This window comes from Enterococcus sp. DIV1096b, assembly GCF_050498765.1.
GTDB lineage: Bacteria > Bacillota > Bacilli > Lactobacillales > Enterococcaceae > Enterococcus_D > Enterococcus_D entomosocium.
Window position 1 is genome coordinate 3,473,726 of sequence record NZ_JBMHEK010000001.1, and the last position, 25,892, is coordinate 3,499,617.

At 44.7% G+C, this 25,892-nt stretch carries 15 protein-coding genes; 4 read left to right on the forward strand and 11 right to left on the reverse strand.

The window, feature by feature from the left end:
• Positions 1 to 20 precede the first annotated feature (20 nt).
• Positions 21 to 1,400, forward strand: coding sequence for an argininosuccinate lyase (gene argH / locus IGJ17_RS16335; RefSeq protein WP_142437269.1), 1,380 nt, complete (start codon positions 21 to 23; stop codon positions 1,398 to 1,400).
• Between the two features lie 41 nt (positions 1,401 to 1,441).
• Here argH and IGJ17_RS16340 read toward each other — a convergent pair whose 3' ends face one another.
• On the reverse strand, positions 1,442 to 1,930 hold the full coding sequence (locus IGJ17_RS16340) for a Dps family protein (RefSeq protein ID WP_005230382.1): 489 nt from the start codon (positions 1,928 to 1,930) through the stop codon (positions 1,442 to 1,444).
• A gap of 125 nt (positions 1,931 to 2,055) precedes the next feature.
• On the opposite strand from IGJ17_RS16340, the gene IGJ17_RS16345 reads away from it, so the two are divergent.
• On the forward strand, positions 2,056 to 2,727 hold the full coding sequence (locus IGJ17_RS16345; protein WP_142437270.1) for a prepilin peptidase: 672 nt from the start codon (positions 2,056 to 2,058) through the stop codon (positions 2,725 to 2,727).
• 81 nt (positions 2,728 to 2,808) lie between these two features.
• Here the strand turns inward: IGJ17_RS16345 and IGJ17_RS16350 are convergent, their stop codons facing one another.
• Positions 2,809 to 8,667: a Spy0128 family protein gene (locus IGJ17_RS16350; RefSeq protein ID WP_429961610.1), complete on the reverse strand. Its 5,859-nt coding sequence runs from the start codon at positions 8,665 to 8,667 to the stop codon at positions 2,809 to 2,811.
• A gap of 295 nt (positions 8,668 to 8,962) precedes the next feature.
• On the opposite strand from IGJ17_RS16350, the gene IGJ17_RS16355 reads away from it, so the two are divergent.
• Positions 8,963 to 10,378 carry a helix-turn-helix domain-containing protein gene (locus IGJ17_RS16355; protein WP_016612083.1) on the forward strand — a complete coding sequence of 472 codons (1,416 nt, stop codon included), beginning with the start codon at positions 8,963 to 8,965 and terminating at the stop codon, positions 10,376 to 10,378.
• Positions 10,379 to 10,443: 65 nt separating this feature from the next.
• Here IGJ17_RS16355 and IGJ17_RS16360 read toward each other — a convergent pair whose 3' ends face one another.
• The 8 genes from IGJ17_RS16360 to rpoB all read right to left on the reverse strand — a co-directional run bounded on the left by IGJ17_RS16360 (position 10,444) and on the right by rpoB (position 23,259).
• Positions 10,444 to 11,343: a ketose-bisphosphate aldolase gene (locus IGJ17_RS16360; RefSeq protein ID WP_034871971.1), complete on the reverse strand. Its 900-nt coding sequence runs from the start codon at positions 11,341 to 11,343 to the stop codon at positions 10,444 to 10,446.
• Between the two features lie 21 nt (positions 11,344 to 11,364).
• Complete coding sequence (locus tag IGJ17_RS16365; RefSeq protein ID WP_034871969.1) at positions 11,365 to 12,219, reverse strand: class II fructose-bisphosphate aldolase; 855 nt, start codon at positions 12,217 to 12,219, stop codon at positions 11,365 to 11,367.
• Between the two features lie 17 nt (positions 12,220 to 12,236).
• Positions 12,237 to 13,316 (reverse strand): PTS fructose transporter subunit IIC, encoded by a 1,080-nt coding sequence (locus IGJ17_RS16370; RefSeq protein WP_034871967.1) that lies wholly within the window; start codon positions 13,314 to 13,316, stop codon positions 12,237 to 12,239.
• Between the two features lie 46 nt (positions 13,317 to 13,362).
• The gene (locus IGJ17_RS16375; RefSeq protein ID WP_005230357.1) at positions 13,363 to 13,677 is read right to left on the reverse strand and encodes a PTS fructose transporter subunit IIB; all 315 of its coding nucleotides are present in this window, start codon (positions 13,675 to 13,677) and stop codon (positions 13,363 to 13,365) included.
• A 16-nt stretch (positions 13,678 to 13,693) separates the two neighbouring features.
• Positions 13,694 to 14,191: a PTS sugar transporter subunit IIA gene (locus IGJ17_RS16380; RefSeq protein WP_061053488.1), complete on the reverse strand. Its 498-nt coding sequence runs from the start codon at positions 14,189 to 14,191 to the stop codon at positions 13,694 to 13,696.
• 2 nt (positions 14,192 to 14,193) lie between these two features.
• Positions 14,194 to 15,660 carry a PRD domain-containing protein gene (locus IGJ17_RS16385; protein ID WP_142437273.1) on the reverse strand — a complete coding sequence of 489 codons (1,467 nt, stop codon included), beginning with the start codon at positions 15,658 to 15,660 and terminating at the stop codon, positions 14,194 to 14,196.
• A 243-nt stretch (positions 15,661 to 15,903) separates the two neighbouring features.
• Positions 15,904 to 19,554, reverse strand: coding sequence for a DNA-directed RNA polymerase subunit beta' (gene rpoC / locus IGJ17_RS16390; RefSeq protein ID WP_034871965.1), 3,651 nt, complete (start codon positions 19,552 to 19,554; stop codon positions 15,904 to 15,906).
• A gap of 87 nt (positions 19,555 to 19,641) precedes the next feature.
• Positions 19,642 to 23,259 (reverse strand): DNA-directed RNA polymerase subunit beta, encoded by a 3,618-nt coding sequence (gene rpoB, locus IGJ17_RS16395; protein WP_008381746.1) that lies wholly within the window; start codon positions 23,257 to 23,259, stop codon positions 19,642 to 19,644.
• Positions 23,260 to 23,692: 433 nt separating this feature from the next.
• Here rpoB and IGJ17_RS16400 point away from each other — a divergent pair, with 433 nt between their 5' ends.
• Positions 23,693 to 24,655, forward strand: coding sequence for a biotin--[acetyl-CoA-carboxylase] ligase (locus IGJ17_RS16400; protein WP_142437275.1), 963 nt, complete (start codon positions 23,693 to 23,695; stop codon positions 24,653 to 24,655).
• A gap of 276 nt (positions 24,656 to 24,931) precedes the next feature.
• Here IGJ17_RS16400 and menA read toward each other — a convergent pair whose 3' ends face one another.
• Positions 24,932 to 25,885, reverse strand: coding sequence for a 1,4-dihydroxy-2-naphthoate polyprenyltransferase (gene menA, locus IGJ17_RS16405; RefSeq protein WP_142437276.1), 954 nt, complete (start codon positions 25,883 to 25,885; stop codon positions 24,932 to 24,934).
• Positions 25,886 to 25,892: the final 7 nt, after the last annotated feature.

Below are 25,892 nucleotides of genomic sequence, written 5' to 3' on the forward strand. Positions count from 1 at the left end.
TCTTTTTTTGAGGTGAGAATATGGCAAAATTATGGGGCGGACGTTTCGATGGGAAAAATGAAGCATGGATCGATGCTTTTGGGGCTTCCATCACGTTTGATCAAAAGTTAGCAAAACAAGACATTCTTGGCAGTTTGGCACATGTCAAAATGCTGGTCCATACGGGCATCATCAGTCAACCCGATGGCGAAGCGATCATTGGCGGCTTGACCACGATTCAGCAGCAATTAGCCGCTGGCGAATTGACCTTCACGATTGAAAATGAGGACATCCATTTAAACATCGAGACATTCTTGCATGAATTGATTGGACCAGTGGCAGGCAAATTGCATACTGCCCGTAGTCGTAATGACCAAGTGGCGACCGATATGCATTTGTATTTGAAAGAAGTCGTGCAAGAGGTGATCACTTTGATCGCTGAGTTGCGAGAAGCGCTGGTTTTACAAGCCGAAGCCAACATCTATACCATCATGCCCGGTTATACCCATCTGCAGCATGCACAGCCGATTTCTTTTGCCCATCACCTCTTAGCCTATTACAGTATGCTGACGCGTGACCAAGAGCGTTTTAGTGAGAGTTTGAGCCGCATCGATATGATGCCTTTAGGCAGTGCCGCTTTAGCAGGAACTACCTTCCCCATCGATCGCGCCTTCACCGCTCAAGAGTTAGGGTTTAGCAATATTTACAACAACAGCCTAGATGCGGTCAGCGATCGTGATTTTATCTTGGAATTTTTAAGCAACGCCTCTTTATTGATGATGCATCTGTCTCGTTTTTGTGAAGAGCTGATTCTTTGGTGCAGTCACGAGTACCAATTTGTGGAGCTGACCGATACCTTCTCCACCGGCAGCTCCATCATGCCTCAAAAGAAAAACCCTGACATGGCGGAGCTAATCCGTGGAAAAACAGGACGTGTCTATGGGAACCTCTTTGGTCTTTTGACGGTCATGAAGGGCTTGCCGCTGGCGTACAACAAAGATTTCCAAGAAGACAAAGAAGGCATGTTTGACAGTGCCGAAACCATCACGAAAAGCTTGCAGATCATGACGGGCATGATCGCAACGATGAAGGTCAATCAAGCACGGATGCAAGAATCCACTGAAAAGGATTTTTCCAACGCAACAGAATTAGCGGATTACTTAGCCGGCAAAGGCGTGCCTTTCAGACAAGCCCATGAGATTGTCGGCAAGCTCGTCAGCGAGTGCTTGACCAAAGGCATCTATCTGCAAGATGTTTCCTTGGAAGACTACCAAGCGATCCATCCTGCCATCGACAGCGATATTTTTGAAAAACTTGATTCCTATACCGCCGTCAAAAATCGGCATTCTTATGGCGGCACCGGTTTTGATCAAGTGGCACAGCAAATTGAAGCCGCTAAAGCATTATTGGCGGGCAAGTAAAAAAACCAGCGAAGAAAATTCTTCGCTGGTTTTTTTGTTGATTAATGACGTACGCGAGATTTCGCTGGATCGATCAATGGCGCTTCGCCTAAGTGCGCTTGGATCATCCAAATACGTTTTTCGATGGCTGTTTTGAAGCCGATGAAGATATCTTGGGTTGGGTCGTCGCCTTCTTCACCAGATACTTCGATCCCTTTTTGGTATAAGTCCGCTAAGTAACGGTAGCCTTCCACCAATGTAGCTAAGCGTTCTGGAATCGTGCGGTCCCAGTTGCCGACTTCATCAGGGATTTGAGTGTGTTCTGCCATTTCACGCAAAGTTGAATATGGTGAACCGTCTAATGTAATCAAGCGTTCAGAAACTTCATCCAATTGCTCATTTAGATCATCCATGAATTCGTCCATCATTGGATGCAATGTCAAAAAGCCAGGTCCACGCATGTACCAGTGTGTTTGGTGAACGACCATAGCCATTTGGCTTAAATCAGCAACAAGTTGGTTTAATACTTCTTTTGTTTGTTCAAATTTCATAACGATTCCTCCTCTAAATTATCTATTTTAAGGATAATACGAAACAAATAAAAAGTACAACAAAATCATCTATTTGAGAAAATTTCTCACTCTCTTACGTATTTCTTTATAAGGAGGATCGAAAAATGACGATTTTCGTGTTTTTTTTAGGCGCTTTACTCGGCTTCTTTTGGCTTTTGCTCTTACATACTCTGTTTTGGAATCTGCCAAAAAGTGATTCTCGTTCTCACTACCAGAAAGTGAACAAAGTTTCGGATAACCATTGGTTTCTTCTCCTTCCTACAAGATGGCTTTCACCCCCGTTTTATTGGGTTTTCGCCTGCTTGTGCTATGGCGGACTTTGCGGGTTTGCCTTTCATGATTCCGAAAGCTTCCTGACCTTTGTCTGGCTGACCAGTGCCTTTTTACTCAGCTTGACCGACTTGATAGACTATAGCGTCTACCCGCAACTGCTGTACCCCGCCCACCTACTGCTAGCGCTGGCACAGCTTAGGAGCGGCGCTTCTTTTCAATGGCTATCTTTAGGCTTGCTGGTTCCACTGGTCTTTTTTGTCTGGCAGGAAAAAATGGGCGGAGGCGATCTCTTAGTGCTGGCAGGTTGGAGCATTTGGCTAGCGCCGTCGACACTTTTGGCCCTCTTACTAGTAGCCAGCAGTCTCGGGCTTCTCGCTTTTTTTAGCTATCAAAGCATCTGGAAGAAACGATTGGCGCAGTTGCCCTTCGTCCCCTTCTTGAGTCTGGGTTTGCTGATTGTTCGCTTTCTAGCGTTTTATACTTTTGACGGTTTTTTTCTTTGAAGTGAAGAAAAACGGGACAGGAAAAAGCGGGACAAGTTGGCCTCATCCCGCTTTCTCTTTCTGCTCTGTTGCTTCCCCTGCCTATGATAACGGCGTCCGTTTTTTGCGATCAAGGTAGATGCCTACTGCGATCACTACTAACAACAGTCCCAAGACGACCCAACCAGCGGTCGTGGTGTCATTGGTTTTCGGTAAGTTGTCAGTTCCCGGCTTCGGTGTTTTGCCTTCTTTGACATGGTTGTTGAATACCATCTCTGCCGTTTGCTCCGCTTCAGCTACTAATTTTCCTGCTTGATCTTTGACGGTGACCGTTACTTGATAGGTGGTTTCATCATAGATGATCGTTGCGTCATTGCCAGCTTTTTCACGAATCGTGTAACGATGTTCCCCAGCATCGTCATACGTCAATACATCAAAGGTAATCGTTCCATTTGCGTCATTGCGTTGGGTTTGCAGAACCTTTCCAGCTTCATCCACTAATTCAAATATGAATTCGTTGGCTTGCAAGTCTCTACCCGTCAAGACTTTCTTAGCACTTAGTACGACACTGCCAGCTTGTGGCTGGTAGCTGTTTTCAAAGACTTGACTGCCTTCGTACTCCGCCACTGCCGTCAACTGTCCAGCTTCATCGGTGACCGTTACGACTACTGCCAGTTCTTTCGTATCGTAGGTGATGGTACCGTCAGTTCCTGCTTTCTCACGAATGGTGTAGTGGTACTCACCTGTTTCATCATAGGCGAGAGCGTCAAAGTAGATCTTACCAGTGGCATCATTGGCTTTTGTTTGAAGTACAGTTCCGTCTTCATCAACTAGTTCAAAATCGAATTCATTTGCTTGTAGTGTACGACCAGTTAAGACTTTCTCGGCATTCAATACGACACTACCAACCTTTGGTTGATAGCTGTTTTCAAAGACTTGGTTGCCTTCGTATTCTGCCACTGTGGTCAACTGTCCATCTTCATCCGTCACGGTCACGACTACTGCAAGCTCTTTTGTATCGTACGTGATAGTGCCATCGCTGTCTATTTTCTCACGAATTGTGTAGTGGTACTCACCTGTTTCTTCGTAAGGGAGCGCGTCAAAGTAGATCTTGCCAGTGGCATCATTGGCTTTTGTTTGAAGTACAGTTCCGTCTTCATCGACTAGTTCAAAATCGAATTCATTTGCTTGTAGCGTACGACCGGTCAATACTTTCTCGGCACTTAGTACAACACTGCCGGCTTTTGGTTGGTAGCTGTTTTCAAAGACTTGGTTGCCTTCATATTCCGCCACTGCGGTCAATTGCCCGTCTTCATCGGTGACGGTAACGACTACTGCCAGTTCTCTCGTATCGTAAGTGATGGTGCCATCGTTTCCTGCTTGCTCACGGATGGTATAGCGGTATTCGCCAGCTTCCTCATAGGTGAGAGCGTCAAAGTAGATTTGTCCGGTTGCATCATTGGCTTTTGTTTGAAGAACAGTTCCTTCTTCATCTACCAGTTCAAAGGCAAACTCGTTGGCTTCCAACGTGCGGCCGGTCAATACTTTCTCAGCATTCAGCACCACTTCGCCAGCTTTTGGCGTATAGTCATTTTCAAAGATTGTATTGCCATCATATGTTGCTTTTGCCACTAGTTGCCCGTCTTCATCGGTGACTTTCACGACAACGCCAATTTCTTTCATGTCATAGGTAATGGTACTATCTGCGTCAGCTTTTTCTCGAATCGTGTAGCGGTATTCGCCGTCTTTGTCATACATTAATTCATCGAAGTAGATTTGTCCGGTTGCATCATTGGCTTTTGTTTGAAGTACGTTGCCTTCTTCATCTACCAGTTCAAAGGCAAATTCGTTGGCTTCCAGCGTGCGGCCGGTCAATACTTTCTCAGCATTCAGCACCACTTCGCCAGCTTTTGGCGTATAGTCGTTTTCAAAGACTTGATTGCCTTCGTATTCCGCAACTGCGGTCAACTGTCCATCTTCATCCGTCACGGTCACAACTACCGCAAGTTCTTTTGCATCGTAGGTGATGGTATCATCAGTTCCTGCTTTCTCACGGATGGTGTAGTGGTATTCGCCGGCTTCATCATATGCGAGAGCGTCAAAGTAGATCTTGCCAGCTGCATCATTGGCTTTTGTCTGAAGTACAGTTCCTGCTTCATTGATTAATTCGAAGTCAAATTCTTCTGCTTTCAAATCACGACCAATCAGCACTTTCTCAGCGCTTAAAACGACACTGCCAGCTTTTGGTGTATAGTCATTTTCAAAGACTTGATTGCCTTCATAGACTGCTTTCGCAATCAACTGGCTGTCTTCTTCAGTGACGGTCACGGTTACCTTTAGTTCTTTGTCGCTATAGGTGATGGTTGGATCATCGCCGGCTTTTTCCCGAATCGTGTAATGATATTCGCCAGGCTCGTTGTAAGTGATGGCGTCAAAGGCAACTTGACCGTTGCCGTCATTGGTTTGTGTTAAAATCACAGAGCCAGTTTCATCCACTAGTTGGAACGTAAATTCGCCGGCTTTTAGCTCGCGCCCATCAAGCAGCTTCTGAACATTCAAGGCGTGGGTCGTTTCTTTGATTTCCCGCTTGTTGGCTAGTTCAAAGACATAATTGACTTGCTTATCAGAAATAGTGAAGGTGTACTGAGTCGCATCTCGTTCGTATCCTTCCGGTGCGGTGATTTCTTGGATCATATAATCGCCGTAACGCAGATTGTCGATCCGATCAATGGCGTTGCCGTTTTCCATGATCTGATTGTTTTTCACCACCAGGTTCGACAAGATGACTTCATAGGTATTTTGTGCATTTTTGCGGCTTAATTGGAAAACCGCTTCTTCATCGATCCCTCGTTCTTTGGTGCCATCGGCATCGTATTTCACGATCGTCAAGGAACCGTTCGTCCCAGAAGACGTTCCGCTGCCATCTGTCGATTTGATGGTGATTTCTTTGGTTACTGTGTGAATCTCGATCTCACTACCCGTCAAATTGACATTGTTGGTCACCCGTTCATTGTTCAAAATCCCGGGGTCAAGTTGTGTTTGATAAACGATAAAGTATGGTTTATCAATCATTTCTTCAAAAGCGATCACTAACGATTGCGTCCCTGCTACCACATCCGAGGTGATTTTCGGATTGTCTTCGTTGGTGAAGGTGACTTTTTCTCCTTTTTCCCACGTACCATTGTTTAAGACCGCTTCATACACATCTACGATCACGGCATCGTCGGCATCTCGTAAAAAGGTGTGTTGATTGTAGTTGATGGTATCGGTCACTACCGCATTGTGGATTTTGCGGCTGTCAGCATTGATCATGACTTCCCAATCGATCAACCGATTGTTTTCGGCATTCTGACTACCGTTTTTCATCAACCAGTCCGTTTTCGCCGACTTATCGGCTTGGCCATCGGCAGTCAACGTTGTGTCATTGTCCGTCAATGTAATAGTATTTTTGTAGGTAAATACTTCTTCCGCTGCTTCCGTTGCCAAGAAGACCGCCAGTGTTTCTGACGTTTCTTTCAGCAAGGTGATCGTAACTGTCTTCGAGTCAGGGTCATAAGTGTAACTGTAATCCTCGTTTAGCACCAATTGCTCTTTCAGTGCTCTGACTTGCGTCGTATACCCAGTTACTGTGACCGTGTAAAGCGCCAAGTCTTTCAAGGTTTGGCCTTCTTGCAGCTGGTCCGTGATGATTGCATCTTTGTTGATTTTTTCTTTGTACGTATTGAATAGCCCCATCCAATAGACTTGATCGCTAGAGGCGGTCTGCTCATCAAAAATAGTTCCTAAGTTCCGACCTAATACGGCAGTAATCGCTTTGGCGACATCTTCCCCTTCACCAATAAATAGGCCGTATTTCAAGGCATTTTTTAACCAGTTGGTATCCATCCAAGTATTGGATTCAGAGGCTTCCGTGAACGTATTGCCGGCTTCGTCTTTATAATGGACAAACGCTGCATTACTAAAACGACTGCTAGAACTTCCTAATGCGATCTGCTGTGAAACATCGAAGCTAGTTTTGAAATTAACCGTGATCGTTGCCGAGGTCGTTTGGTACGCCCCTTGCAGCTTGATCCGAAAACCAGTCTCAAGTTCCTTCGTTGAGCCATCGGCTAGCGTTTTCGTTTCTGTGATTAGCTCTAGCGTATAGTCGGTATTGAGCTCTAAAGGCTCGGTCACTCCGCTTGCCGTCACTACCAGCGTATCCGCCAACAAGGCCAGTGCGCTGCTGTTTGCGCCAGAGATCAATTGATAGCGGTCTTCGATGATTAGGTCACTGACTTTTTGCTGATTGGTATTGGCATCAATTTTCCATGCGACAGTCTTCGTTTCATAGTCTTTGGTGCCAGCTGTTTTCACGACACCGATCGTTTTGGTTGGCGTCACTGTCCCACTGCCCGTCAATGAGGTATTTTGATTGTCGCGGATCGAAGCGTAGTTGTAAATACGAGTATCAGCTAGAACAGATTCATACAACTGGGTATCGTATTGGATCTTGTAGTAACCAGCTTTGGCAAACGTGATGCCAAAGCGGACGATTTCCCCCTCTTTATCCAGCTGGTACGTCCCATCAAAGGACCAATCTTCTGCTGGGATAGAGTTACCATCTTTGTCCGTGATCACCAAAGTCTCTGGAACAAAAAAATGTAGGGCTTTTTCAGGATCCGTTCCTGAATAGGTCTGATCCAAAACTCTGGCTTGGTCTTTGTCCAATGTGACGGAAATTTCCCATGATGCTCGTTTCGTTTCTTGATCATAGCCTTTGAACCGTTTGTATTCCGATTGTTCATCGTAAGTAACCGTTGCTTCTGCAGTTTTTTCTGTAAAATCGCTGCCGTTGATTGTTGCCGTGTTTTTGAAAGAAGAAGCCGTTGGATCGGTGACTGCACTATTGATCACGATTCGAACCGGTTGATTAACCGTTTGATTGAAGGTAAACGTGTTGTTAACGCTGTTAAAGGTATATAAGCCATCGGTACGAACCCACTCCTCGGTGGCTTCATCGTACAAGTAGCCTGTCGAAGTACTATAAGACAAACCTTGAGGCATTTTATCGGTGATCACCACATCATGCAATTCACGACTGGTTTGGTTAAAAATAATTTCCCAAACCACTGAACCGCTGGAAGTCACGTTACCAGTCTTAATGATGTCGACTTCATAAATAGGCAATGTAATGATGATCTCATGACCATCTTCATCGTAGATCCCGGTAGGAATCGTCACTTCTTCGGTGACAGTGCTCACACTTAATTCCGTAATTAGATCGATAGTCCCTGAGCGGTTGGAAAGTGTTTGTGCCGCTTCGTTAAAAGTAACAGTCAACGTGCCATCGAGTGCTAAGGTAAAGGTTCCGATCGATTGCCCACCAGAACGGGTCAATTCGCCGCTAACGGTGTTATGAATAGCAAAATATTCCGGTAATTGATACGTATAATAATCGCCAGCGCGAATTTCTTCCGTATCTGCTAACGACCAGTCAAAATGAATTTTGATGTTGCCGTTATACATCGGTGGATTTTCGGCAGTGAAGGGTTGATCGTTTAAGTCAGTAATTCGGACATTGTCAAAAAGTTGTACTCCCCGTTCGTTTAGGTTGGCACTAAGATTCTCAGCGGTAGTAGAAGCTTCCGTTTCCGCCTCAGTATCTGGTGCTCGGGGTTGAATGCTGTTTTGATTCAGTGTCGAAGATGCTTGGGTTGCTTGACTTTCACTAGGGACGGTTGCTTGTTCTTCTTCTGCTTGACTCGTTTCTGACTGAACTGCTCCCGCTGTCGATGAATCCGTAAATGCTTTTTCCGTATCGATCGTTCCCGTCTCAGGCTCGGTACTTTCCAGCGTTTCAGTCGTTCTTTCGGTACTTTCGGTTGCGTTGATTGCTTCTGCTAGTATGATCGTTGGTTCACAAAAAATGGAGCCAAGCAAGACTAGCAAACATATATAGATAGAAAATTGTTTTTTCATAATTGTTCATTCCTTTTTTTATTAAATTTTTTCAATTGATCTCGGAAGCGCTCGACGAATAACATTGTTCAACAGTGAGCAAGATATCCCAACAAACAACTGCTTTTTGCCTCCTCCCCATGATTCAAAAATTTTGGTCTTTGCTACTTGTATCAAACGTATTACTACTATTCCACACTTCTATTTTCCCAAAATTTTGGGGTGGGATGTATTCAAAAAAAATACAACACGCAATTTTTTTGAATACATGTAAAAACGTGATACTATTTACTTAAAAGGGGGCTCAGGGGCAATCATGTTACGGAAATTGTTATCATCTACGACACAAAAGAAACTACAGCTGATTGAGTATTTATTAGACGATCAGGGAACGAGTCTTCACGATTTGGCAGTAAAATTTTCCATTTCAATGTCTGCAGCGAAAACCTATATCGCGGAAATCGACAATGAATTTTCGTTTCTGGACTTACAATTTGACGATTATTCAGCTGTTCGCCTCCACCTGCATCCCTTTGCTACTCGGCTAGACGTATACAGCCAGTTTTTGACACGCTCTTCTGCATTTCAATTATTGGAACTACTCTTCTCATCAAGTTTCACTAGTTATGATATGTTGGCTCTAGAATTAAATTTAAGCAAATCGTCGATCATTCGTTTGATCAAGAGGATCAACATGGTTCTGGCACCATATGATTTCTTCATCGCGACCAAACCCATCCAGTTAAAAGGAAATGAACACAACATTCGCCAGTTTTTTCTGATTTTCTTCTTAGAAAAGTACCAGTATGAATTTGTGGATGCCAACATCAACCAAGAACAGGATTTTTTGAAAATCGCTCGTATCATGGCAGCAGCGACACCCTTAAAGCTTTATTTTTCCGACATCAAAAAAATCGCTTTTGTGATCTATATCAACACGAAGCGCGATCGCCTATACGCCTCCAACCCCAATGGAAACCACGTCGAATATTTCTTAGAGAAAATCGATTTGAGCGAATTTACCGGCTACAGTCGGGCCTACGTCGAGAAAATGGTCGGTTATGTCACGACCCATATTGGTCAGGACCCCAACGTCTTTCGTAAGACCAAACAAGAGTTTTATCAAATGACCAAACGTATATTTAAAAAGTACAACTATCATGAAACCAACTTTGAAGAGAAACTCGACGCTGTGGTCTTTTCTTATTTTCTTGGGATCAACTTGCACGTTCCTTACTGCATCTTGGATGATCGCTTTGCTCGTTTTGTCAACAACTGTGATTTGGTCCAACAGGCAGTCAATCAAGACATCGTTCACCTTTTGGCCCATTCAAATTTACCGATCATTCGACCAAGTACGATCAATTACCTGATTTATATTTTCCATATATCTTTCCCAAATTTCGCTAAAGAAATCATCGATGCCAATGCTGGCTTTCGCTTAGCTTTGTTTTATGATACGAATAGTTATCATACGGAATTTATCCAAACGAAAATCCAACAGTTTATTCCTTATCAGCTAACAATCACGATTTTAAATCCTCTGGACTCGTTCTCTCTGACCAAACTGGACGAGACGTATGATTTGATCATCGGCAATCTGACCCCCTCCTGCAGAAAAAACTTGTTTCATTATGCAGACATCAATCTGACTTCGAATGACTTGGCGTTTATCGCTCGGCAGGTTCAGGAAAAGGGGATTCGTATGCTGCAAGAAAAGAATGCACAATAAAAAAACACCCTTGAAAAGCCGCAATTTAGCGATTTTCGAGGGTGTTTCCATTATTTGTTTGCTGTTTAGTTTTGTTCACTACGCCATGGCTGGATATTTTGCTGGCGATACAAAGCTGCTTTCCCAATTGCATTGAAGAGGGTCATTTTTTGCGTAACCACTGCTTTAGCTGCCTCAATGCATTCTGGGTAAATAGCATTTGGATCCCATAATTCTGTTTCAGCTAAAATTTGACGGCATTTTTTGTAAAAGGCGTATTTATAATCAGAGGAGATATTTACTTTTTGGATACCGATTGCCACTGCCTGAGCGATTTCTTCATCGGGATTGGCCGATCCACCATGCAACACCAATGGGATATCGACACGATCTTTGATTTCTTGCAAGACATCCATTTTTAATTCCGGTTTGATATCTTTCGGATAAATACCGTGAGCAGTTCCAATCGCAACTGCTAGTGTGTCAATGCCTGTCTTCTCAATGAACTCTTGTGCATCTTCAGGACGAGTATAAATCACTTCGGAGACGCCCCCTTCAACGGAGGTTCCGGTATTGCCGATCGTTCCTAGCTCGCCTTCGACAGATACCCCAATCGGATGGCAAATCTCGGTAATCTGTTTTGTTAGAGCAATATTTTCTTCAAAAGGCAGCAATGACCCATCAATCATCACTGAGCTGAACCCGCAATGGATCGCCCGCATAATACTCGCCAGACTGTCACCATGATCCATATGGATCACGATTGGCACAGAACTGTTTTTCGCTCTGGAAACTGCATAGTGGAAAAATTCATCCTTTGTAAAGGCCAATTCTGTTGGGTGGACCGCAATGATGGCTGGTGCATCGTTTTCTTCCGCTGCTTCGATAACGACGCGTAAGAAGTTACTGTCTGCGACGTTAAAGGCACCCACGGCAAATTGATTTTCTTTGGCAACGGTCAGTAATTGTTTCATATTGATCAACATATAAGTGTGCTCCATTCTTTTTTAAAGTGATTTGTTTTTTGATCCAGATAATTCGATATACTCTTTGACGACTGTTTTTCCTGCTTCGATGGTTTGGTGGATCAGGGTCGGATAATCGCTTTCCGGACAAGCATTCAGCTGTTGGTGCAGGGCATTTCTTTGGGCTTTCATAAAATCAGCCCCTACATTGATTTTATTGATCCCTAATGCCACGGAACGCAAGATATTTTCTCTGCCGGCTCCCGAGCCACCATGCAAAACCAGCGGCAGGTCAGTGGCTTCTTTGATTGTTTGAACGATGTCAAAGCGAAATGCCGGGCGATACCCTGCTGGATAATCCCCATGACTGGAGCCGTAAGAAAGGGCGAGGCAGTCGACCCCGGTTGCTCGAATAAAATGGATGGCTTCCTCTGGATCGGTATACATCCCATCGCTGGTAAACTGATTCCCAGCCACTGCTCCCATGTCCCCAACTTCTGCTTCGACACTGGCATTATAGGCTTGTGCGAACTGTACGATCTCTTTGGTGATGGCGATGTTTTTTTCTAAAGGATGCATAGAGGCATCCATCATGACGCTTGAGAACCCTTCATGGAGACATTGTTTGACGAAGGCGATATCCTGTCCGTGATCCAGATTGATGGCAACCTCCACATTGGCATTTTCCGCCATTCGAATGATCGGCTGGGTTAAGTAACGATGATCTAGATGGGTCTTTAAATGGTCTTGCAGCAAATCCACGATGATGGGTGCATGTGATTCTGCAGCGGCATCGATCACTGCTTTAGCGGTTTCCAGGTTGAAACAATTGATCGCCATAACGGCATAGTTTTCTCGATTGGCTTTTTGCAGCATCTCTTTCATTGATACATACATTTTCTTCGCTCCTTTTTTTAGGAAATTTCAATCGACGAAAAGTCAATGTCTTCTTCCTCTTCCATGATCGGCGTTTCCACGGGCGCCTTTTTCAATGCAAACAGCAAAACACCGGTGATGGCAGAACCAATCAAGAGTGCGATGGTAAATTTCAATGGATCCGTCATGGCAGGAATGATGAAGACCCCACCAGATGGCACCGGTGAACCGACGCCCCAAACCATGCTTAGACCACCGCCGACGGCTGCTCCGACCGTACAGGAAAAAATGACACGAAACGGATCAACGGCAGCGATTGGGATCACCCCTTCTGTGATCATGCAAAGACCCATTGGAAAAGCGATCTTGATGTTGTCTTCTTCTTCCGTAGAATATTTGGGCCGGCGTAAGAGACGAGAGAGAATCCAAGAGATCGTAACACCAAAGGGCGGCACCATTGAGGCTAAAATTTTCACGGCTTCGGGTTCTTGAATGCCTTCCAATAATAGCCCATCAGCAAATAGCGAGGCGACTTTGTTGACGGGTCCGCCAAAATCAAAGGCAGCCATGCCACCGACAATCGCTCCAAATAAGAAATTCCCCGAGCCTTGCAGATTCGTTAAGAAGGTAGTCAACGCCTCCGTAGCCCACACGATCGGTACACCGATGACGAAGAACATCAAAGCACCGACGATCAGTGTCGACAAGACCGGTACGATCATCATTGGCATCAGACCTTGTGCCCAACGTGGTACTTTAAGGTTTTTTACTAAGAATAAGACCAGATAACCTGCGAGATAGCCTCCTAACATTCCCCCTAAAAAGCCTGCGCCAATCGCATTGGCAATCAGTCCCATAAAGAGTCCCGGAGCGATTCCTGGACGATCGGCAATGGAATAGGCGATTGCGGCAGCGATCACTGGCGCCAGCAGCCCCATCCCTAAAACGCCCAGCGAGACCAGTGCATCCGGGATCGTATAGGCAGCATCGTAATTTTCAATGACCGTGCCGTTGGCAAGATTGCCGATAGCGATCAAAAGTCCAGCTGTTACAACGACCGGCAGCATATATGAGATGGCGGTTAAGGCATGTTTTTTCAACTGCAGCTGTTTCATCATTTGTTTCATCCCCCTTTAAATTTGAATTGTCAGAACATTTATTGATTCATCCCTGATTTAATTTTTCTTCAATTGTTTCAAGCAAACGCTTAGGCGCTTTGATCACCATACTAGTTGGAATTTCTACTATTCGCTTGCCTTCAAAGCGGTCTCTGCCGCCGATTTTGATATCTGCCGCAATAATGACAACATCGGCTGCTTGAATAGCGGCTTCCGTCAATTCACTTTCCGTCCCGATGGTTCCTTGGGTTTCGATATGGACTTCATGACCAAGTTCTTTCGCAGCTGTTTCGATTTTTTGCTTAGCGATATACGTATGAGCGATTCCTGAAGTACAAGCAGCTACACCAACGATTTTCATCTCTTCTCCCCCTTTCTTAGTTTTCTGCCATTGGATCTTTTGCAAGCAAGGTCATCATTTGATCCTTTGTCCCTGACGCAACGAGACGATCAATAAACGATTCATCCGCTAGTAGCATCGCTACCTTTTGCAGCAGCTTGATATGCATCGTATTGGCATCGGTATTTTTGACTGCAAACAAGATAATTACTTGAACGGGCGCTTCATCGATGGACTCCCATTCAAGCGGACGCTTGGTTTTTCCGATCACTAAGGAAGTCTTTTTCACACTGTCTGACTTTCCATGTGGGATTGCTAAGCCATGTCCGATACCGGTCATTCCTTCCGTTTCTCGGGCAAAGACATCTTGGGTGAACCCTGCTAAATCGGTAATTATCTGGTTTTCATATAAAAGTTCAGACAGTTCAGTGATCGCTTCTTCTTTTGAATTCGCTTCCATTTCCATCTTGATAAGATTGGGATTGATTACATCTGCGATACTGAACGCTTGGATCGTTTGGCTTTCGTTTTTCATCTTTACATCTCTCCTAATAGTTGTTTGACTCGCTTTTCATCCTGTTTGGTAAATACCGAATTGACTAAAATCGTCGGCACCTTCGCTTCTACTGGCAAATTAATGGTGGTTAAGATCAGATCGATATCCTGGTAGTCTTGCGCATGCTTTCGGTACATACGAGCGGAAAGCACATCCACGATATCCAACTCTGGAAATGCCCGTTGGACTTTGACTTTCAGCAGTTCAGAGGTCCCTACGCCGCTGCTGCACATGATTAAGACTCGCTGTCTGCGCCGACGAATGACTTTAAATTTCACAAAATACAGAACCAAGAAACCAATCTCGTCTTCCGATATGGGATTCGTTCCATAGGTTTGCTCCACTTCCTTGCTGACTTGTGCCACTTGCTCAAAAATCCTTGGGTACTCTAGTTGAATGTCATTTAGCAGCCCATTTTTCACGATAATTTTATTCTTTAGCCGATAGAGCATCGGCTGGATATGGCAAAGTAGATTGGTCTTGTCTGTTTGCTGGTTCAATTTGATACCCAGTGCTTTTTCCATCTGCTTAGTAAAAAACTCCGTGATTTCGCTGGCTTCTTTTGTCAGATTGGTCATTGCCAAGGGTTTGTTTTCCACTCTGGAAGACACTAGATACTGGTAGAGATAAAATACCTCACTTTCTGGTAGCTCCGTCACGAGAAAGGCATTGATTTTTTCAATCACTTGTTGGGAAATTTGATAAAACTCTTGGTGCTGTTCAATCAAATGCTGTTCTTCCTCATCTAAACCCTCAATTATCTCTTCGCGGTCAATTTCTCCTTCCCTCATTCGTAAAATCAGAATATACAGATGCGAGAAAATATTCATATTGTAAGGATACGCAATACTGTTCGCGAGTTTTCGCTCAATAAATTCAAGAATGGAGGTAATAAAGTTGATATCAAAGGCATTGATGGGATACTTTTGCGTGACCATTTCTTCATTCCACACATGGGTCTTCGTAAAGAGATCGTTGACACAGCGACGGATATTCTTTTCGGTACCAATCACTGCAATTCTCTTATCGGATCGGATCAACTGGAGTTCAAAGTACTGAAAATATTCCGCAAGTCGATTGATATCACTACTTATCACTGCTTCACTCAAATAGTAAGGGGCGAACAACTCTTTGATCATTAAACGCTTTGGTGATTTAAACAATACATGCAGTGCAATCGCATGACGCCGCTCAAGCGGCTCATCATATTGATCCGTTTCTTGATTTTCAATCGTGCCTCTTAGATACGCTTCATAGTCCAAACAAAATCCTTTGCCGATTTCAGACCGAATGATTTCTGAACCAGCAGCCTCATTGATCCGCTTGATCGTCCGATAAATGGTTTTTGTTGAAACCTTAGCAGCTGTGGCTAGTTCATTAGCGGTCAAATTCATCCCCTGTATCATAAACTGCTCAATCAAACGTGTTTCTCTCTTGCTCAGCTTCATACTGTCTCCCTCCGTATCTTTACTATAGCCCTCTTTGGCTCGAGTATTTCTTAATCGATGTCCACTGATTTGGACATTTCAAAAATAACGCTTTCATTTATTGTTCCAAATGCCCCTTTTCTAGGATGAAAGAAGGACGCATTCTTTTTCGTAACATTTCCTTTTGCTAAACAAAAAAGCTTGCCATTCCGAAGAATGACAAGCTTTTCCGTCACACTGAGTCAATCAGGTGCTGGGCATTGATTAGTTCTGGCTGTTCAATGCGTCTTCAGCAGCCATTTGTGCTTCGATGTCTGAGATGCTGTAGACATTTTCGCTGGCAACTGTTACTTCTTTTGGTTCCATTTCACGGTAACGAGGCATACCAGTACCAGCTGGGATGATCTTACCGATGATAACATTTTCTTTCAATCCAAGAAGTGGATCTTTCTTGCCGCGAATCGCTGCATCGGTCAACACACGAGTGGTTTCTTGGAAGGACGCAGCAGACAAGAAGCTGTTGGTTTCCAAAGATGCTTTCGTGATTCCTAGTAGGACTGGACGGCTAGTTGCAGGAACGCCGCCGGCTACCAATGTGTCGTAGTTGCGGTCTTTAAAGTCGGCGATATCCAACAATGTTCCTGGCAAGATGCCTGAATCACCTGGATCCATGACGCGGACTTTACGCAGCATTTGACGAACCATTACTTCGATATGTTTGTCGCCGATTTCTACCCCTTGCATCCGGTAAACGCGTTGAACTTCCCGTAATAGGTAGTTTTCAACAGACAAGACATCGCGAACTTGTAACAGTTGTTTTGGATCGATCGAACCTTCCGTCAATGGCGCACCACGATGGATAAAGTCGCCTTCTGCTACTTTCATCCGGGCAGTATAAGGAACGGTATACGTACGCGTATCGGTTTCCCCTTTGATGGTCACTTCTTTGGTCCGAGTTGATGGGTCTTCTGAGATATCGATGACTTCTCCGGTAACTTCGGTAATGACCGCTTGTCCTTTCGGATTACGGGCTTCAAAGATTTCTTGGACACGAGGGAGACCTTGCGTGATATCGTCTCCGGCAACCCCGCCGGTATGGAAGGTACGCATGGTCAACTGAGTACCAGGTTCACCGATTGATTGGGCAGCGATGGTACCGACTGCTTCCCCAACTTCAACTTCAGAACCAGTAGCTAAGTTGCGGCCATAACAATGTTTACATACACCATGTTTGGTGTTACATGTAAAGACAGAGCGAATGGATACTGTTTCGATACCAGCGTCCACGATGGCTTTAGCTAAATCTTCAGTGATCAATTCATTGACCCCTAGAAGGACTTCGCCAGTTTCAGGATGGATCACTGATTTACGTGTGTAACGTCCAATCAAACGTTCTTCTAAGGATTCGATGATTTCGTTTCCTTCGCGAATTGCTTGAATGTCTAAACCACGGTCAGTACCACAATCGTCTTCACGGATGATAACATCTTGGGCAACGTCAACGAGACGACGTGTCAAGTAACCGGAATCGGCTGTTTTCAAGGCGGTATCGGTCATCCCTTTACGGGCACCATGGGTCGAGATAAACATTTCTAAGACAGATAGACCTTCACGGAAGTTTGAGATGATCGGCAATTCCATGATTCGTCCGTTAGGCGCGGCCATCAATCCACGCATCCCAGCAAGCTGAGTAAAGTTGGAGATGTTACCACGGGCACCGGAATCAGACATCATGAAGATTGGGTTTTTCGCTTCCAATGATTCCATCAGTTTTAACTGAATTTCATCTTTGGCTGCATTCCAAACACCAATAACTCGTTCATAACGCTCGTCATCGGTAATCAATCCACGACGGAATTGTTTCGTGATCGTTTCAACTTGTTTGTGGGCATTGTCGATGATTTCATGTTTTTCGTGCAAGTTCATGATATCAGCGATACCAACGGTGATACCCGCCATTGTTGAATGGCTGTATCCTAAGTCTTTCATGCGGTCAAGCATGCGTGACGTTTCAGTGATGCGGAAACGTTTGAAGACTTCTGAAATGATGTTTCCTAAGTTTTTCTTCTTGAATGGGCCAACAAGCTCTTGTTCTTTGATGAAGGCAGGCACATCTGTACCAGCTTCAATAAAGTACTTGTCTGGTGTTTGAACCGTCAAGTTGTAGTCTGTCGGTTCGTTTAAGAATGGGAATTCTGGTGGCATGATCGAGTTAAAGATCACTTTACCCACCGTTGTTACCATCAAGCGTTGTTTTTGTTCAGACGTGAATGGTTTGTCCCCTAAAGTGTTTGGATTGATAGCGATCCGTGTGTGTAAATGCACGTAGCCATTGCGCCATGCCGTAACTGCTTCGTCCATGTCACGGAAGATCATGCCTTCCCCTTCACGGCCTTCTTCTTCCATCGTCAAGTAGTAGTTCCCTAGGACCATATCCTGAGATGGTGTTACAACTGGTTTTCCGTCTTTTGGATTCAAAATGTTTTGGGCTGCTAACATCAGCATACGTGCTTCTGCTTGCGCTTCTTCGTTCAATGGTACGTGAACGGCCATTTGGTCTCCATCGAAATCGGCATTGTAGGCTTCACAAACAAGTGGGTGCAAACGAATGGCACGGCCTTCAACTAAGACGGGTTCAAATGCTTGGATACCTAATCTGTGAAGCGTAGGTGCCCGGTTCAATAGCACTGGATGTTCTCTGATAACATCTTCTAAGACATCCCAAACTTCGTCTTCTTGACGTTCGATTTTGCGTTTGGCATTTTTGATGTTTGACGCGATTTCACGAGAAACAAGTTCCCGCATCACGAATGGTTTGAATAATTCGATCGCCATTTCTTTTGGCAGACCACATTGGTACATTTTAAGGAATGGACCCACGACGATAACTGAACGACCTGAGTAGTCGACCCGTTTTCCTAGCAAGTTTTGACGGAAACGACCTTGTTTCCCTTTCAACATGTGAGAAAGAGATTTCAATGGGCGGTTCCCTGGCCCTGCAACTGGACGGCCGCGACGACCGTTATCGATCAAGGCATCGACTGCTTCTTGTAGCATCCGTTTTTCATTTTGAACGATGATGTTTGGTGCATTCAAATCTAACAAGCGTTTCAAACGGTTGTTACGGTTGATTACACGACGATACAAGTCGTTCAAGTCACTTGTGGCAAAACGTCCACCTTCTAATTGCACCATTGGACGCAAATCAGGCGGGATAACTGGGATAACGTCCATGACCATCCAGCTTGGTTTGTTTCCTGAAGCACGGAATGCTTCTAAGATATCCAAACGGCGGATCGCACGGGTCCGTTTTTGACCAGTCGCGTTTTTCAATTCTTCTTTTAATTCAGCAACTTCGCCTTCAAGATCAACGCCATCTAATAATTGTTTGATGGCTTCGGCACCCATCGCTGCTGAAAATTCTTGACCGTATTGGTCACGTTTTTCACGGTATTCCCGTTCAGTCAATAGTTGTTTTTTCTCAAGGCTGGTGTTTCCTGGTTCAATCACTACGTATGAAGCAAAGTAGATGATTTCTTCTAATGCACGTGGGCTCATGTCTAAGACAAGACCCATCCGTGAAGGAATGCCTTTGAAGTACCAAATGTGTGATACTGGTGCTGCTAGTTCAATGTGTCCCATGCGTTCACGACGCACTTTTGAACGTGTTACTTCCACGCCGCAACGGTCACAAACGATGCCTTTATAGCGGATCCGTTTGTATTTGCCGCAAGCACATTCCCAGTCTTTGGTTGGACCGAAAATACGCTCGTCAAACAACCCTTCGCGTTCAGGTTTTAACGTACGGTAGTTAATGGTTTCTGGTTTTTTTACTTCACCATAAGACCAGCTTCTGATTTTTTCAGGAGAAGCCAAACCGATTTGCATACTTTCGAATTTATTTACATCGATCAAAAAAGGTTCCCTCCATTTCATTTCATGGACATATCCGATAGAACGGGGGCTATTTCCGCTAGTGGCGGAAATAGCGAGGGCCGTCTATTATTGCAAGCGATCTTCTGCTGTCTCGATTTGTTGGTTCAACGCGTCGGCGGCATTTTTAGCTTCTGTTTGTGCTTTTTGTTCTAATTCACGGGCTGTTTGTTGCTCCGCAAATTTTGTTAAGGCATCAACGGTGATCAAATCATCATCGTCATCATCCATATCACGCAGTTCGATCTCTGCATCATCGATATCTAGGACACGCATGTCTAGACCCAGTGATTGCAATTCTTTTACTAATACGCGGAATGATTCTGGTACACCTGGTTTTGGAATTGGTTCCCCTTTGACGATCGCTTCGTATGTTTTCACACGACCAACCACGTCATCTGATTTGTAGGTCAAGATTTCTTGCAAGGTGTAAGCAGCACCGTATGCTTCCAGTGCCCAAACTTCCATCTCTCCGAAACGTTGTCCACCAAATTGGGCTTTTCCTCCCAATGGTTGTTGCGTAACCAATGAGTAAGGTCCAATGGAACGGGCATGCAATTTATCATCGACCATGTGGGCCAATTTGATCATGTACATGACACCAACGGAGATGCGGCCATCAAATGGTTCGCCGGTACGTCCGTCGTAAAGCACTGTTTTGGCATCGCTGGCCATTCCTGCTTCAGCAACCGTTGCCCAAACATCTTCATCGCTGGCTCCATCAAAGACTGGTGTTGCCACGTGAATGCCTAATTGACGCGCAGCCATTCCTAAATGTAACTCTAATACTTGTCCAATGTTCATCCGAGAAGGTACCCCTAATGGGTTCAGCATGATATCGACTGGTGTGCCATCTGGTAAGAAAGGCATGTCTTCTTCTGGCATAATGCGAGAAACGACCCCTTTGTTTCCGTGACGTCCGGCCATTTTATCCCCTTCATGGATTTTCCGTTTTTGAACGATATAAACGCGAACCAGCATGTTCACACCTGGTGACAATTCATCGCCAGCTTCGCGGGTAAAGATTTTGACATCGTGGACGATTCCGCCGCCGCCGTGAGGCACACGTAGAGAAGTGTCACGCACTTCGCGGGCTTTTTCACCAAAGATCGCGTGCAACAAACGCTCTTCTGCTGAAAGTTCCGTTACCCCTTTTGGAGTGACTTTCCCAACAAGCAGATCGCCATCTTTGACTTCCGCACCAATGCGGATAATGCCCATTTCGTCTAGATCTTTCAACGCGTCTTCCCCAACGTTCGGGATTTCGCGAGTGATTTCTTCAGGTCCTAATTTTGTGTCGCGGGCTTCTGATTCATATTCTTCAATATGGACAGAAGTGTAAACATCATCTTTCACCAAACGACGGCTCATGATGATGGCATCCTCATAGTTGTACCCTTCCCAAGTCATGAATGCGACTAAGACGTTTTGTCCTAGTGCCATTTCGCCTTGTTCCATAGATGGGCCATCTGCTAAGATGTCGCCTTTTTCCACTTTTTCACCAAGTGCCACTAATGGACGTTGGTTGTAGCTGGTTCCTGAGTTTGAACGACGGAATTTGGTAACAGAATAAACGTCCAATGCGCCATTGTCACGACGAACGCGCACTTCGGCTGCATCCACGTATTCTACGATCCCATCATGTTTACATAACAAAGCAGCTCCTGAGTCATGTGCTGATTTGTATTCCATACCAGTACCAACCCAAGGTGCTTTCGGATTGATCAATGGTACAGCTTGCCGCTGCATGTTGGCACCCATCAAGGCACGGTTGGAGTCATCGTTTTCCAAGAAAGGAATACATGCGGTTGCGACTGCGACTACTTGTTTTGGTGATACGTCCATGTAGTCGACTTTATCGATCGATACTTCCAAGTTTTCAGAAGTAGCACGCGCCATAACAACGTCGTTTACGAAAGAGCCGTCTTCATTTAACAAGCTGTTTGCTTGGGCCACAACGTAGTGGTCTTCGGTATCGGCAGTCAAGTAATCGATTTTGTCTGTAACACGGCCTGTTTCGCGGTCAACTCGACGGTATGGTGTTTCAATGAAGCCATACTTGTTGACTTTGGCATAAGAGGCCAAGCTGTTGATCAACCCGATGTTTGGTCCCTCAGGCGTTTCGATCGGACACATACGGCCATAGTGGGAATAGTGAACGTCTCGGACTTCATAGCCGGCACGGTCACGGGTCAAACCACCAGGTCCTAAGGCAGATAGACGACGTTTATGGGTCAACTCACCCAGTGGGTTTGTTTGGTCCATGAACTGTGACAACTGAGAAGAACCAAAGAATTCTTTGATACTTGCGACAACTGGACGAATATTGATCAGTTGTTGCGGTGTCAAGGTTTCGGTGTCTTGGATCGACATCCGTTCACGAACGACACGTTCCATCCGAGCAAGCCCGATCCGGAATTGGTTTTGCAATAATTCACCAACAGAACGAATCCGACGGTTTCCTAAGTGGTCGATGTCATCGACATTGCCGATGCCTTCCATCAAGTTGAAGAAGTAGCTCATTGAAGCAATGATGTCTGCTGGACGAACGGTACGTGTGGCAGTATCTGGATAGCCATTACCGATCACGTTGACTTCTTGTTCTGGATCTTTTGGTGAAAAGACTTTGATGACTTGGACCGTCATTGGTTCGGTAACGACCCCATCTTCTGATGGATAGTACGTTACACTGTTTAGGCCATTATCGATAAATGCGCCTAATGTTTCCATGACTTGGTGAGTCAAAACAGTGCCTTTTTCAACAATGATCTCGCCTGTTTCAGGGTCAACCAAGGTTTCTGCTAAGGTCAAATTCAATAGACGTGTTTTCAAGTCTAATTTTTTGTTTACTTTGTAACGACCAACATTTGCTAAGTCGTAACGTTTTGGATCGAAGAAACGTGCGTTCAGCAAGCTGCGTGAGCTGTCTGCTGTTTTTGGCTCGCCTGGACGAAGACGTTCGTAAACATCTTTCAATCCTTCTTCGGTACGAGAATCGCTTGCGTTTTTATGCAAGTCTTTTTCGATCGTGTTGCGCAATGATTCACTGTCGCCGAAAATTTCAAAAATCGTATCATCAGAACCAAACCCTAGGGCACGGACTAAGACCGTCAAAGGAATTTTACGGGTACGGTCAATCCGTACGTAAGAGATATCTTTGGCATCAGTTTCCATTTCTAACCACGCACCGCGGTTAGGGATAACAGTTGAACCAAAGCCTTCTTTGCCGTTTTTATCGACTTTGCCATGGAAATATACACCCGGAGAGCGGACCAACTGAGAAACGATAACCCGTTCTGCCCCGTTGATGATAAAGGTTCCTTGTTCAGTCATTAATGGGAAATCACCAAAGAATACTTCTTGGGATTTGATTTCCCCAGTTTCACGGTTCGTCAAACGCAAAGTAACATGTAATGGTGCCGAATAGTTTGCATCATGGGCACGTGCTTCTTCTACTGTATACTTTGGTTCTTTCAATTCATAATCCACAAATTCTAGGGACAAGTTACCGTTGAATCCTTCGATTGGCAAAATATCTTCAAACATTTCTCTTAGGCCCTCATCTAGGAACCATTGGTAAGAGTCGGTTTGAATTTCAATCAAATTCGGTAATTCTAATACTTCACTGATCCGTGCGAAACTTCTACGTTCGCGATGCTTTCCGTATTTTACTACGTGTCCAGCCAAGCTCTTCACCTCTTCATAAAGTCTTTCAAAAAGGCTATCCGATTATTTACAAAACTGTAACAAATATTAAATATAGGTTACAGAAAGCATTTTTTGCGGCTTTTAGGCAAAAAAAAACCAAAAATAGAACGGATGCATTGGGCATTTTCTACTTTTGTTTCCTTATTCCTAAGCCGAAACGGACAATATTTCGTTTCTGCTTTTTTCGTTCAGATAGTTTTTGCAACTCCTTATTATACAGATGAAGCACTTCTCTGTCAAGCTTTCATTGGAAGTTCCAATGCTTTTCTGATGCACCCATTTCCTAAGATTTTCTAAAGAAAAAAACAAGGCTGATGTGGACGGTTTTTCGTAAGAAACTACTTTGCTTTTTGCCGATTTCTTGCTATGCTAACGAAAACGTTACACGTGAAACATTAGGAAGGATATCCTTATGACGACAAAAGAAAAAATACTGACCTTATTACAAAAAGAAGATACTGTGCTATCTGGAGAGAAACTGGCCCAAGCTTTGTCGATCTCTCGTACCGCAGTCTGGAAAGCCATTAAAGAACTCGAGAAAGAAGGCTATCATTTCGAACACTTGGCCAACGGCTATCGCTTTGTCTCGGATGATCGATACGATCAAGCAGCACTTGCAGCCGCCTTGCCGATGATTCCCACGGTTCAAATCAAGGAAGCTGTTGAATCCACCATGAAAGAAGCCAAGATTGCCGCTTTGGATAGTGGACTGGCAACCCCCGCCCTTTTTTTGACCGAAACGCAAACAGGCGGTCATGGCCGCTTCGAACGACCGTTTTTCTCACCGAAAAAACAAGGGATCTATATGAGCTTGCTTTTAAAACCAAACCAAGCGTTTCAAGAATTGCCGCAATATACCGTTCTGGCGGCGGTAGCAGTTGCCGAAGCCATCGATGCCCTTCTAATGAAGGAAACGGCCATTAAGTGGGTCAACGATCTGTACTTAGATGGAAAAAAAATCTGCGGTATTTTGTCTGAAGCAACCAGTGACTTTGAGACAGGCCGTATTACTTCGGTTGTGATTGGTATCGGCATCAGTTTTTCAATTCCGCAACAGCAGTTTCCAGCAGAGATTCGGGAAAAAGCGACCTCACTCTTTCCTGGTGAAGAGTATCCAACCTTTTCTCGGGCCGCGTTGATCCAAGAAATTTGGCGTCGGTTCTTCCAATTGTTAGCGCAACTGCCTGACATGAATTATATGGCCCGCTATCGGCAGAAATCCTTCGTTTTGGGCCGCACCGTTCAATTTACGCAACAAGGTGTGACCTATGAAGGGATCGCCAAAGACATTACCAACACAGGTGAATTAGTGGTGGAAACAGCGACGGAGCGCAAGGTACTTTCTTCTGGAGAAATCAGTTTGGAACGGTATTGATGCTGCTTTCGTAGATAACCAGTCACAGCAAGCGTAAACACAAACACTCCATAAACAGACCTGCTTATTCCGAGGGGTTAAATAAAAAGCAACCTAGGCAGCTCCCAAACAAACTTTACTGCTACGATCAATTTCGCGGAAAAAGTGAGCCTCATCTTTTCATAATAAGTATCATGCTCGTTCTTTTATCATGTCTTTTCTACAGTTTTTATGCGCTATTTCATTCCCCACATAAAAAGATCGACCTGCTCTTTCAAGAGCGGGTCGATCTTTTTTTTAAAGCAATTGCCACAACAGACAGAAAAGCAAGCCTAAGGCATAGCTGCTGTTGAATAAAATCATGTTCTTAATCGAATAGCCGAAACTACGTGGGTGGGGCAGGCTGGCTTGATGCTCTTTCAAATTTTGGTGGATTTTCGGCAGTGTCAGAAACACGAGCAAAATCGGCCATTGGAAGAGACCAAACAAGAGGCCCAATAAAATAGCGGCGTAGGAAGCTAGCATCATTCCTTGAAACAGACGGATACCTGCTTCGCGACCGATGTAGTACACCAGTGTGTAGCGGTGATTTTCGATATCGGCTTCCAGATCCCGTAAGTTATTGGCTAACATGATGTCAGCAATCGTGAAAATCAATGGCAAGGATGCCAACACAATCGCACAAACGGCCCAGAGGTTCCCCACTAAGCCAAAGGTCCCGTTCGCAAAATCCAGTGCCAGATAAAACACTTTTTGATCAATGGTATTGATATAGATCGTGATGGCAAAAATCCCTAACCCCATCGTTACGCCGCTGAACACCTCGCCTAAAGGCATCCGCGATAACGGAATGGGGCCAAAGGTATAAAAGACTCCGATAAAACAAACCACCAACCCCATCACTAGCAGCAACCAGCCAGTGACAAACGACAAGTAAAGACCAATTAACAAGGTTCCTGCCAACATCGCAAAAATCAGATTGCGAACAGTAGCTTCTGAGATGTTTTCTCGCCCGATCACATTGTGCTGGTATTTGTAGGTTTCTGATTTGGCTTTTTTGAAATCCATATAATTGTTGATGGACGTCGTCGTCAAATCAAACAGCAACATCCCCAGAAAAAAGATTGCGGTATTCAACGGATGAAATTCATGAAAATACACCAACGAGAACAACACACCCATAATGAAGGGGAAGATACTGGCCACTTTGGTACGGATCTCCACTACTTCTAAAAACACTGAAAGAGACATCTTTCAC

Coding starts and splice junctions, on each gene's coding strand:
- IGJ17_RS16375 (WP_005230357.1), bottom strand. CDS start 13,677: ATGAAAATCGTTGGTGTAGCTGCTTGTACTTCAGGAATCGCTCATACG.
- IGJ17_RS16350 (WP_429961610.1), bottom strand. CDS start 8,667: ATGAAAAAACAATTTTCTATCTATATATGTTTGCTAGTCTTGCTTGGC.
- IGJ17_RS16340 (WP_005230382.1), bottom strand. CDS start 1,930: ATGAAATTTGAACAAACAAAAGAAGTATTAAACCAACTTGTTGCTGAT.
- IGJ17_RS16385 (WP_142437273.1), bottom strand. CDS start 15,660: ATGAAGCTGAGCAAGAGAGAAACACGTTTGATTGAGCAGTTTATGATA.
- IGJ17_RS16380 (WP_061053488.1), bottom strand. CDS start 14,191: ATGAAAAACGAAAGCCAAACGATCCAAGCGTTCAGTATCGCAGATGTA.
- IGJ17_RS16360 (WP_034871971.1), bottom strand. CDS start 11,343: ATGTTGATCAATATGAAACAATTACTGACCGTTGCCAAAGAAAATCAA.
- argH (WP_142437269.1), top strand. CDS start 21: ATGGCAAAATTATGGGGCGGACGTTTCGATGGGAAAAATGAAGCATGG.
- IGJ17_RS16365 (WP_034871969.1), bottom strand. CDS start 12,219: ATGTATGTATCAATGAAAGAGATGCTGCAAAAAGCCAATCGAGAAAAC.
- menA (WP_142437276.1), bottom strand. CDS start 25,885: ATGTCTCTTTCAGTGTTTTTAGAAGTAGTGGAGATCCGTACCAAAGTG.
- IGJ17_RS16370 (WP_034871967.1), bottom strand. CDS start 13,316: ATGATGAAACAGCTGCAGTTGAAAAAACATGCCTTAACCGCCATCTCA.
- IGJ17_RS16355 (WP_016612083.1), top strand. CDS start 8,963: ATGTTACGGAAATTGTTATCATCTACGACACAAAAGAAACTACAGCTG.
- IGJ17_RS16400 (WP_142437275.1), top strand. CDS start 23,693: ATGACGACAAAAGAAAAAATACTGACCTTATTACAAAAAGAAGATACT.
- IGJ17_RS16345 (WP_142437270.1), top strand. CDS start 2,056: ATGACGATTTTCGTGTTTTTTTTAGGCGCTTTACTCGGCTTCTTTTGG.